This is a genomic window from Candidatus Dependentiae bacterium (genome assembly GCA_018266175.1).
Lineage (GTDB): Bacteria > Babelota > Babeliae > Babelales > RVW-14 > JAFEAY01.
Map to the genome: position 1 here is coordinate 1 of JAFEAY010000030.1, position 11,183 is coordinate 11,183.

At 37.6% G+C, this 11,183-nt stretch carries 13 protein-coding genes; 11 read left to right on the forward strand and 2 right to left on the reverse strand.

The features are described from left to right. The 5 genes from JST56_07750 to JST56_07770 form a co-directional block, all read left to right on the forward strand. A partial coding sequence (locus JST56_07750) for a transcriptional regulator (protein MBS1988849.1) occupies positions 1 to 986 on the forward strand: 986 nt, incomplete at its 5' end. 55 nt (positions 987 to 1,041) lie between these two features. Beyond that, positions 1,042 to 2,037 carry a hypothetical protein gene (locus JST56_07755; GenBank protein ID MBS1988850.1) on the forward strand — a complete coding sequence of 332 codons (996 nt, stop codon included), beginning with the start codon at positions 1,042 to 1,044 and terminating at the stop codon, positions 2,035 to 2,037. Between the two features lie 10 nt (positions 2,038 to 2,047). Then, positions 2,048 to 3,337: a hypothetical protein gene (locus JST56_07760; GenBank protein ID MBS1988851.1), complete on the forward strand. Its 1,290-nt coding sequence runs from the start codon at positions 2,048 to 2,050 to the stop codon at positions 3,335 to 3,337. 810 nt (positions 3,338 to 4,147) lie between these two features. Further along, a complete protein-coding gene (locus JST56_07765; protein MBS1988852.1) occupies positions 4,148 to 4,786 on the forward strand; it encodes an AAA family ATPase in 639 nt (212 codons plus the stop codon). A gap of 123 nt (positions 4,787 to 4,909) precedes the next feature. Further along, positions 4,910 to 5,188 carry a hypothetical protein gene (locus JST56_07770; protein ID MBS1988853.1) on the forward strand — a complete coding sequence of 93 codons (279 nt, stop codon included), beginning with the start codon at positions 4,910 to 4,912 and terminating at the stop codon, positions 5,186 to 5,188. A gap of 133 nt (positions 5,189 to 5,321) precedes the next feature. On the opposite strand, the gene JST56_07775 is transcribed toward JST56_07770, so the two are convergent. Next, complete coding sequence (locus JST56_07775; protein MBS1988854.1) at positions 5,322 to 5,543, reverse strand: hypothetical protein; 222 nt, start codon at positions 5,541 to 5,543, stop codon at positions 5,322 to 5,324. A gap of 759 nt (positions 5,544 to 6,302) precedes the next feature. Between JST56_07775 and JST56_07780 the strand changes: the two genes are divergently transcribed. The 4 genes from JST56_07780 to JST56_07795 all read left to right on the forward strand — a co-directional run bounded on the left by JST56_07780 (position 6,303) and on the right by JST56_07795 (position 8,913). Then, on the forward strand, positions 6,303 to 7,013 hold the full coding sequence (locus JST56_07780) for a replication initiation protein (GenBank protein ID MBS1988855.1): 711 nt from the start codon (positions 6,303 to 6,305) through the stop codon (positions 7,011 to 7,013). Between the two features lie 75 nt (positions 7,014 to 7,088). Continuing rightward, positions 7,089 to 7,538 carry a hypothetical protein gene (locus tag JST56_07785; protein MBS1988856.1) on the forward strand — a complete coding sequence of 150 codons (450 nt, stop codon included), beginning with the start codon at positions 7,089 to 7,091 and terminating at the stop codon, positions 7,536 to 7,538. Between the two features lie 177 nt (positions 7,539 to 7,715). Then, on the forward strand, positions 7,716 to 8,573 hold the full coding sequence (locus tag JST56_07790; GenBank protein ID MBS1988857.1) for a hypothetical protein: 858 nt from the start codon (positions 7,716 to 7,718) through the stop codon (positions 8,571 to 8,573). A 16-nt stretch (positions 8,574 to 8,589) separates the two neighbouring features. Next, entirely contained in the window at positions 8,590 to 8,913 is a 324-nt protein-coding gene (locus JST56_07795) for a heavy-metal-associated domain-containing protein (protein ID MBS1988858.1), read from the forward strand. Between the two features lie 78 nt (positions 8,914 to 8,991). Here the strand turns inward: JST56_07795 and JST56_07800 are convergent, their stop codons facing one another. Beyond that, positions 8,992 to 9,426: a hypothetical protein gene (locus JST56_07800; GenBank protein ID MBS1988859.1), complete on the reverse strand. Its 435-nt coding sequence runs from the start codon at positions 9,424 to 9,426 to the stop codon at positions 8,992 to 8,994. Positions 9,427 to 9,691: 265 nt separating this feature from the next. Between JST56_07800 and JST56_07805 the strand changes: the two genes are divergently transcribed. Together JST56_07805 and JST56_07810 are read left to right on the forward strand one after the other, a co-directional pair. Beyond that, positions 9,692 to 10,822: a tyrosine-type recombinase/integrase gene (locus JST56_07805; GenBank protein ID MBS1988860.1), complete on the forward strand. Its 1,131-nt coding sequence runs from the start codon at positions 9,692 to 9,694 to the stop codon at positions 10,820 to 10,822. A gap of 25 nt (positions 10,823 to 10,847) precedes the next feature. After that, positions 10,848 to 11,183: ATP-binding protein (locus JST56_07810; GenBank protein ID MBS1988861.1), on the forward strand; the 336-nt coding region annotated here is incomplete at its 3' end.

Below are 11,183 nucleotides of genomic sequence, written 5' to 3' on the forward strand. Positions count from 1 at the left end.
ATGAACTACGCAAAATAGAACCACATGCGGATGTTGATATCAACTATGTTGCTGTAAAAGATAATCGATATGTCATTGTCATCAGCACACAACGGGAAAATAGAGCTCCTTACTTATACGATAACGGTACCTTTATGCGCAATCAATCTACAACAAGCAAAATGCCTCAAGCTGAATACGAACAACTCCTTATCAATAGACGTTCAACAATAAATTGGGATGGTCTTACAACAAACAACTGCACAATTAACGATCTTGATAGAAAGCTCATTCAAAGAGTAATTGGAGATGCAATACAAGCTGGAAGAGTTATCGGGTTAACTCCCAAGCCAGCTGTTGAGCAAATACTGAGAAAGCTTAATTTATTGGTCGGTGACAAGCTTACCAATGCTGCTGTTGTGCTTTTTTGCAAGGACGAAGACAAACAGTTTACACAATCTGAGATTAAACTTGCGCGATTCCTTGGAACCGATAAGAGTGAATTTTTAGATAGTAAAATTTATCGAGGCAATGTATTTGAACTGTATGATCGCGCAATGATATTTTTGGGCAATCATTTACCCGTTGCAGCTAAAATTGAAGAAGGTAATTTATTAAGGGTTGAGACACCTGCCATACCACACAAGGTACTTCGCGAGGCTGTTGTTAATGCACTCTGTCATCGTAACTATAGCATGCAGAGTGGTTCTATTTCCATCGCAATTTATGATGATCGAGTCGAAATTATTAGTGCTGGTCGATTGCCATCCGATATAAAATTGAGTGACTTAACGAAATCACATGAATCTCATCCACGAAATAAACTCATTGCTCACGTTTTTTATCTCTGTTGCATGATTGAGCGCTGGGGTCGTGGGACCAGAGATATCGTTAAAATTTGCGAAAAATCTGGTAATCCTAGACCGCGCTTTGAAGAGTCAACAGGAACTTTTTCGGTTATCTTCCCCCTTAAAAACCGACTAAGACCATTTGCTTACGCACAATAAAAGTAGTTAACAAAGAACAAATAGATTCAGAAAATAATGCACAAGAAAGTTGAACATGCCTGAAATCAAAAATATTGTACCGGCTCAACATTTGATGGAATTTGAACAACCAAACTTCGATTTTTTGCTTGGAAAAAACTCAGAAGAAGAAATAATAAAAGAGCTTCAATTAGTGTCGCCAGGCATATCAACAGGTTATAAAATAGGTGCCATTGATTTAAGTTTTCCTGGAGGTGCAGTCTCGATCATTGCAGCACCAACTGGTCATGGAAAAACAACTGCGCTCATTAATTTTACACTCGGAGCGCTTGAGAGAAACCCTGATCAGGATGCATACTTTTTTACGTATGAAGAAAGTGGTGCGTCAATTTTATCGCTTTTTGTTAATTCGTGGGTAAACAAAAATTTATCAAATAAATCAATTGGTGCTCTTTCAAAGAACAATCGTAAATCGATAGAGAATTATTTTCGAAGTGGTACCGATGAATTCTTCACCGATACTTTACGAAGCCTCTTTAAAATGCATAAAGACCAATTCTTTCAAGATCTTATTAATACTGAGAGATTAAAGGTTTTTTATTCAGACTGGACCGCAAATCAGCTTATTGAAGCAATACATTTCATAAAAAATAATCGACCAAGAACAGGACTTATTGTTATCGATTACATGCAACTACTTAAGTTATCAAATTCAAAAATAAGTAGGCAGGAAGAGCTCAAGAAAATATGCCTTATGCTCAAAGATTGCGCCATAAAGACTGGACTTCCCATTGTTCTTGCCGCCCAATTTAATCGTACGGTTGTAACAGAATCTGAATTAAGATCGGAAAACATCGGCGAAGCTGGCGACATTGAGCGCATTGCATCTCTCATTCTAGGTATGTTTAATTTGGACACTGATACAACTTATTTTAAAGTTCTTAAGGGTAGGTCTATTGGCAAAGACCATCAAGAATTTATGAGTTTCAATGGAAATGCGTGCATACTAAAAAATAGGCCTAAAGCATCAAAAAATTATTCCAATTCAGAAAGAATATCTTTTAATGATTAAAGGACTTTTTATGAGCTTACAGGACACTGAAAAAAAGCTTCTCAATACAATTGGCATACCAGAACCTGATAAATGGTCAGAAGAGTACGAAGTTCACGTAATCGATAAAAAAACGGGCAAAGTTGTTTCAAAGTTAGATCAAATTGCTGAACTAAAATTATTTGATGACATTCACCTGCGCGTAAAAGCAAGCGAGCTTGATTTGTTGAAAAAGGAAACTGCCAATATTAAAAAGTTAACTAAAGAGCAGAGTGACGACTTTAAAAAGTTTATTTCCGAAGTTGGATCAAATAGGCCACTATCGCGTAAAGAAATAACAACCTTTATTAAAGAAATTCAGAAGGAAAAAAAGAAGACGCAAAAGTATAGGCAGGCAGGACATCACATTGATCAAAAACTCAGCTACCAAAAACCTGAAGTACAATATAAAGTCGAAGAATCGCACATTGAAGTAAAGGTTGAAGGAATAAGGCTTACAGAGCCTTTGAGTAAAATGGATCATGCCCTGACAAAACTACTCAGAGATAATAGCCAAAATCATGACCCTTATGCTAAAGATTATTATCAGGGAAATAAAGATTCTTTAGTTACTGATTATGGAGGAGAAAAGCGAAGGGTGCCCGTTGTAAAATTCAAACGACCAGACTTATACAGGGCGTATTTATGCAGAGATGATTATTCTGGAGCTGATGCCAAGTACATCGACGGCATTTTTATGCAATATGCTTCAAAAAAATTTCTCATCAAATATGATCGTGTCAAACAAGTAAATAATGGATCGAAAACGCAGACCTTAACCGATAGAATCGAGGAGTTTCAATCTCTCATAAAAGTACTTTATTTTTTCCCAAACCTTACAGATGATGAAAAAGCAAAGCTCGACAATGGTTGTCCAGAATTGAGAGAAAAACGAGAAGAAGTTATCGTTGCATATAGCCCTATTTTTATTGATCAAATCAATACCAAATTCGTTGAATTCCCAGATGACACAAACAGGCGATTTGTAATTGCAGCGGGTGGCCATAAACAAGTTACTCCTGCGATGCGCAGATTAATGGAATGGTGTCTGCGTGAAATTAGTGCGGGAAGACAGAAGCAGGAAATAAATGAAGAGAACCTCGCCCTTACCCTAGCCCTTGAAAAATATATTCAAGAAAAGCGTAATAAAATAGTGGGTGAAAGCATAAAAAAGGCCATTGACGCGGTTAAGAATATGGGCATTATTCTTGAAGCAGAAAAAGCAAAAAACTCTAAAGGTAGAATAAAGTGGCTATTAACATTCAACGCAAAATATGAGTAAAAAAGTTTATGCGTCATGCTCTGCAATAGATGACGTCAGTCACTGCAGCGTATAACATCATACGTTGTAGCGTTCACGTTATACGCTGCAGTGACCATTTTTTAAAAACCCTTTTAAATGCAGTGTTTTTAAAGGGTTTTTTGAATTTTACCAAAAAATGGTTCACGTTATACGCTGCAGTGATTTACGTTATACGCTGCAGGACTTACGTTATACGCTGCAGTGACCATTCTTAAAAACCCTTTTAAATACGTGCTTTTTTGGAAAGTAAAATTTTGGGAGATATTTATGAGAATAATTCTTATGAGAATTATTCTTATAGATAGTAAGAGGGAACCCGGGCGTCGCCTCCCCCGCTTTATGGCGGTTCGGCTTGCCCTCCAAATTTAAGCTTGATGATATTTAAATCCAGGGAAAACAGTTACACATTTAGAGTTCGGTGTTACGCCCCATGCTATCATGGTGACATATCGCGCATGTCATCAACATGTCACGATGACATAACCCAAACATGTCATAATGACATAGAAAACATGGAAGCAAGACAGAAAAAAGAGATCGAAAAGATGTCATCACCCCCCGCTAAAAGCAGAAGTTTCTTCACCACAATCCATTCCAGCATAACCAACACAAATCCATAGACCCTCTTGTGTGTACGGATATCAAACCAAAAATCACCCGTTTATTGAAAATCCCAACCAGACCGTGTTATTGATAGTAATCATGACAAATTTGTGACGGAAGCTTTAAGCCGAACATCGGTCTTTGTGTTGTCAAATGTATGTCAAAAATAGGTAGGGAGGGACTGTTATGATCTTAACTGTTGGAGGTATCAAAGGCGGCTGCGGCAAAAGCCTTATCTCGACAAATCTCACGGTAATGCGATCGTTAATTTCTGGACGAAGAGTTCTCTTGGTCGACGCAGATGAGCAGGGGACCTCTGGAGACTGGACCGACCATAGGACGGGCCTTGGAGTCACAACGCCATGGACAACCATTCGACTTAAATCCAGCGCAGTGAGAACAGAGTTGCTCAAGTTATCAAAAAATTACGACGATATTATCATCGACTGTGGAGGTCGTGACACAGCAAGCCTGAGGGCTGCTTTAACCGTATCAGATATTTTTCTTGTTCCATTCCAACCAAAATCATTCGACATCTGGACTTCAACAAAAGTTTCAGCTCTTGTCGAAGAGGCAAAATGTTTGAATGAAAAATTGATATCATACGCATTTATCAATTGCGGTGGTGCACGAGGTAGTGACAACGAAGATGCAAAGAACATTCTTTCAAAAATAGATGGCTTAAAAATGCTCCCTGTTGTTGTTGGAATGCGAAAAGCATTTTCAAATGCAACAGCTGAAGGGCTTGGAGTTGTAGAAATGCCGGGCGATGCAAAGGCGATTAGTGAAATAAAAGCGCTTCACTCAGCTGTTTTTGGCAAGTAAGTGACACATTTTAACGGTCATTAATGCGTCACCGCGACATATTTTTGTTGTGTCATTATGACATACATGATACTCAAGCAAGACATAAAAAAGACATAAAAAAGAGATCGAAAGGACATAGAAATGGCAATAAAAGTTTTACATACACCAGCAAAAATAGAACAGATACAAACCAGAGAAAAATCTGAATTAATTGCTGAAGAAAAAGTTCAAAAGTTTATCTCACAAGGTGGTGGTTTAGCGACAACAATCGATGTTGTAAGCGATGATGACCATCGTTTGACCTTGAGGATTCCAAAGCAGCTGCTTGATAAAATTGATGCAAAAAGAAAACAGCGTGTCGGAACAATCTCTCGTAACTTATGGATCCTGGAAATTATCGATAAGGCGACGCAGAAATGACAAGAAACTAATGAGCACATATTGTAATGCAAAATATCAAAAACCAATACCACGAACCAATTACTCTTGAATTTTAACTAACCAATACAACGCAAAAAACCTAAATCCCAAAAAGGGTAATAAGCGACTCCTTTTAAAACGTAATAACTAAGGCTATTTTCAAAAAAGATTCTCGCACATCGGGCTTGATAACAAATTCACACAAAAAGTAACTTCCAAAAAAATCATCTCTTGGTCCATTTGCTGTGGCAAATGAGGGTTGCCATGACGACGTGGCAATGAAGCCGGTCCAAATCAAAAATACCAGCGCATTTGCGCAGCGAGTTGGTACTAAGTTTTGTGAGAAAATCTTCATGGAATAAAACAACGCTAAATTTGATCCAAAATTAAATTTTATATGCGCTATTGCTCAAACATACTACCAACCATCACAAGTGTTATCTACGGGCAAATTTGTGCCATTCTTGACCGTCAATAACTACTGGGCTCTGCACTATTTCCATCAAACTCACTTATTTACCTTTTTGGGCCTGCCCCGCCGTAGCCTGGAAGGCGGAGGAGGGTTTAGGTTTTTTGCGTTGTATTGGTTTGGTGATGTACACAAAAAAAATTTCGTACGATTGGTTTTAAAAAGATCGTTGTACTGGTTTGCAGAAATTGTACGAGTAAGAGTTTCGTAGATTGGTTCTTGTGTAAGAGGGGGTCCGGGGATCCGCGCAGCGGTCTAATAAGCGTAACGTAGTGTAGCTTATTGTTTTAAGAGAGTTTTAATTCGCGTAGGTGACGCGATAGGGCGCTAGCACGCACGAGGCAATCATGCGATCTGATCGGTACTTGAAAGCACCGAAAATTTTGAATTTTTGAGCTGTAAAAATGCATTTTGGTATTAAAGAAATTGTGCCATGAGATTAAAGAATTTGTGCAAACTAGTATTAAAAGATTTGTGCAAAAAATAGTTATAAAATCACAATTCTATTTTTAACTAATTCAGTCTGTTAAAAAATTTGTCAAAAAATCAGTTGTCATGCACACAGAATTTTTGCTATAGTGCCAAGTCTTATTTTTTAAAAAAAAGTGCTCCATATTTGTGGTGCTGGTATTGGGTATTGATAGAATGGAAAAAGAAATAATAAAACCGAGCAATCTTATTCACATTGTTCACAATTTTTCATTGATGCAAGCGCAGTTATGGGATTTTATACTTGCGCAGACACCACGAGAGGAAATACTTACCAAAGAATTTCATCAACTTTCTATTTCAAGAATCATGAAATTTCTTGGCAATACGCGTAATAATAAACATGTTAAAGCAACGCTTGAAGATATGGGAACTATTTTCACATACATCCTTATCAAAAAAGAGATGCATAAAGATGTTGGTTCTTTTCCATTATTTTCTTCAGTTTCAATTGTCGATAATGTTTTCAATTATTCTTACGATGAGGTGATTAAAAAATTTTTCGTCGAACTCAAATGCTATTCATACATCAATCTTTTGATGGTGCGTAAATTTGACTGCAAATACGCGCTGTTCTTATATCAACTTTGCTGCGATTACAAAAAAGTTGCACAAACGCCTTATCTAACGCTTAAAACTTTTTGTCAGTACATGGGTCTTGAGGATGGTTCTTATCAAGATTTTAGTTCGCTTAATTGTTACGTTGTAAAGAAGGCTATTGAGGAAGTGAATGAAAAATCTAATTTTTTTGTTAAAGCTATCTATCAAATACAAGGCCGTAAAATAACTGAGATTAAGTTTGAAGTGCTCTGTAAAGAGGGTATTGCTCCAGCCTACGCTAAAAAGCTTGTGGCCAGACCCATTTGACCAGGCTTAATAAATCTATATAATTCCATCCCCAAGGACATTAATTTTAAGCCTGTGTTAAAGCGACAATTTCATATGAACCATGCAGTTGAATACAAATTATCTCATGAATTTTCTGGACGCGAAAAGGAGCTTTTCCTTTTCCTGTTGAACCATGCTATGTGCGTTCCATTTGATGAGCACGCTGTTCCTCTTGCAACATATCTTTCTTATTTTGACCAAGGTCATCTTGTTGCTAAAGCAATGGCAAACCGTGTCTACCTGGCCTCATGTGATCAAAGCGAATCGTGTATAATAGATTTTATCGATGAATTTAAAGATGTTTTAAAGGGCATGATGCTTTTTGTTCGTTTTGTAGTTACTCATGGTAAGTCAAAAGAACGTGGGGCATTTTCTATTCTTGGTTCAATTATTATTCGAGGCGATAAAGTTTGTTATAAACTAACGCCTATGTTTCTCAAAAAACTTTCTGATCCTATTTTTACAAAATTCTTTGCTGATGCCGGTTTATTGGTTAAAAAATAAACTCTCCTAAATGTTGCAATGACAGTCTTATTTTCATTTTTTGTTTTGAATACTGAGATTATTACAGCATTGTACTGTTATGTTTTTAAGTATAATTGACTATTTTGTATTTAAAAACATAGAATATAAAAATGGATGGAGGGTGTTCATGCGGGTATTTAAAGATGGGGGGTTCTTATGAAAAAATTGTGTTTATTTTTTTGTATATGGTTTCTATCCCAGCAAACTACACTTTTTCCGCACGAAATTTTTAGTTTGCGTGCTGATACTGTTCGTCAGGGTGGTGTAAATATTGATACCTTGGTTAAATACACCAAGGCTGGTAGTCAACGCGAATTTGAATACATAAATCGAATTATGTTTGGAGTAACTGAATATCTTACGCTTGAGCTTCGAGTACCCATTTTTTTAGAAGAAAAAGTTTCCGAAGTGGCGCATAGCGGAGATCCGTTTAGTTCATTTAAAACTGCGGGCGTTGGAAAGCTTGAGCTTGTCGGAAAGTTTCGAGTGTTTTATGATTATGGATTTCAAAAACGTAATCAGATTGTTGTGGTAGGTGGTGTTCTTCTTCCTACAGCGCGTCGAGCTACAACAGGAATAGATAAAAAACCGATTATTGATAACTCTTCCCTTGATTTTGTGCTTGGGACAGCAGGAGCATTTGAAACCACCAGATTTTATCATTTTGCATCCTTGATCGGTCGACTTAATACAGCAGCACGTCACATTAAAATGGGTAATCAATTCTTTTATTCATATGCTTTTGGTTTTAGGCTTGAAATGCCCGATGTCGATAAAGTAGACTGGGTTTTTCTTATCGATGTTGATGGAATCTGGACAGAAAAAACCAGGGTCAATGGTTCCAGATTAACTAACACGGGAAGCAATGTCATTTTTGCCGGGCCATCTTTTTTTAGATCACAAGGAAATGCGATGATTAAGGGGGGCATACAAGTACCCATTGCGCAACATATTAATGGATTGCAGGAAAAGAACGACTTTAGGTTAATGTTGGGTTTATTTCTTCAATTTTAAGAGAAAAGAGATTTCAATGAAATTATATAAAGCTTTGATTTTATTTGTCTTGTTTTTCACCAACCTCTCTTCAGAGATTTTCGAGGTAACCGTGCAGGTCGACGGGATGGTCTGTACCGCATGTGTTTCAACGATAAAGAGATCTCTTTTAGATAAAGTCCCCGAGCTTGCCGAAGTTAAAAAAATTGATTTAAGAACGGGGACTGTTGAACTTACGCTTAAAAAGGGAAATGGCCTCTCAAAGGATCAATTGCAAGAAAAATTGGACGAAGCAATGGAAAAATCAACCTATAAATTTCGAGATCTTCAGATTGAAAAAGAATCAGAAGATGAAGAGTAATGGTTTTATAGATAAAAAGGGGGCGTTACTTGAGCCCCCTGACATCATTATAAAATAAAGAAGAATCAAGAGTTTGTTTTATTTAATACAAGCTTTTATGCAATCAGCACACTTGGATATACAATCTTGGCAACTTTTTATGCATTGTTTATGCGTATCTGAGTCGTTATCACAATTCTTACAATCTTGAATACATGCATTACATGCGCGTATACATTTTGCACAGGCATCTAAGCAATCACTGCAAGTTTGATCGGTGCAATTTTTTTGGCATGCCTTACACTTGCTCACACAGTCTTGGCACGCTGCAATGCAAGCATTGCATTTACTTTTGCATGAATCATCCAGATCTGCTACGGCTTCGCATGATTTGATGCAATTATTACAGGCCTTAACACATGCTTTGCATTCCTTTTTACACATTGCTGATGAATGGTGCGCTGCGAAAAGTGATCCGCTTGAGAAAAATAATACCAATGTAAAAACTACTATTTTTTGTAGATTAAAGTTCATAAGATTCAACCTTCTTTTGTTTGTTTTTTAATTTTTAAAATAAATCTCTCCTCTCCTTAATTTGTAATGAAGTCATTTTTTATTATGTTGTTTATAAATATTAAAAGAAATAAACATGTAAATTAAATTATTATAGACTTCTACAATAACTTTTAAGTTTGGTTGATTGTCAAAAAAGACATTGTTTATAAATTGACAGTTTATGTACGATATTGTTAACATATCTTCTGTAAAAAATTATATATTTTTAGGGAGGATGTGAGCAATGGAAATCGAGAAACTTTCAACAAATGACACGAGTGATGTTCAGGAGCTTTGCCTGATCCGTACATCCCATAAATTCATGGAATACTCTTTTATACGCAAACGTCCTGAGCTGGAATGCTTCTTACCGGTACGATTTCATTCTGCTGGCCTTAACGCCCTCTATACCAAATCAGCAACACGAGCAATCGAGATTATGGGTGAATACACCTCAGAAAATACCCGTCTGGCACATAACGGGGATCTAGTGTACTGGCAAGCGTGGCTCAGTGCCATTGGCTTTTCCTTCAAATCTCCCATTACTTTGCAAGAACTTATCACGTTTATTATTCAGCATACAGAGGGTTTAGATCCTGATATCGATACGATGCTTGTCGATCAAGGTTTTAAGGCTAAGTTGGGCCCCCATAAACTTGCGACCGTCAAGCGGAGAATTGGAAGTTTGTCGGTCTTTCTTGAAAGTGCAAAGTGGCCTAATCCCTGTCATGACCACGAGGTGCATCGCATTCTTGCACAGCTCACCAAAAAATATGGCTCCAGCAAGCCTGCCGGTCGAGCAATTACCAAAGATGTTCTTGATGACATGCTTGAAACCTGTTCAGATCAATTAATCGACATTCGTGATCGCGCGCTGCTCTTATTCGCCTGGGGGAGTGGTGGCAGAAGACGAGCTGAAGTTACCTGTGCACTCATGAAAGATTTAACGCGTCTACCGGACGGATCATTTGTTTACAACATCCCAACAAGCAAGACGGATCAAGAGGGTAAGGGTGCTCCTGTACCGGTAAAGGGAAGGGTTGCTCAAGCACTTGATCACTGGTTAACCATCTCTGGTATTGAGCAAGGTCCTCTTTTTCGTTCCATAGGTAAAGGGGGAAAGATCAAAGACAAGCCCTTATCGCCAGTGGATGTGTATCGCATTGTACGACGTCGCTTAGAGATAGCTGAGTATGATTTCACACAATTTGGTGCGCATAGCCTGCGCAGTGGATTTGTCACTGAAGCGGGGCGTAAGAACAAGAACCTTGGTGATGTGATGGCACTTACAACGCATAAAAGTGTGACAACGGTCATGCGCTATTATCAAGCAGGATCGATTATCAATAACAGTGCTGCAAATTTAGCAGATTAATAACATGAGCTTATAGAAAGGTATCATGAAGTTAGAGCAGATAAAAAAACTTGTTAAGCTTGGCGAATCTGAAATCTTAGAGTTTAAGAAATCAACTGCAGAGCTTAAAACAGCAATGCAAACGGTATGCGCATTTTTGAACAGTGATCATGGTGGAATTGTTCTGATTGGTGTAACCGATGATCAAAAGATTATTGGTCAGGAAGTTTCCGATAGTACACGCAAAGATATTGCAAATGAACTACGCAAAATAGAACCACATGCGGATGTTGATATCAACTATGTTGCTGTAAAAGATAATCGATATGTCATTGTCATCAGCACACAACGGGAAAATAGAGCTCCTTACTTATACGATAAC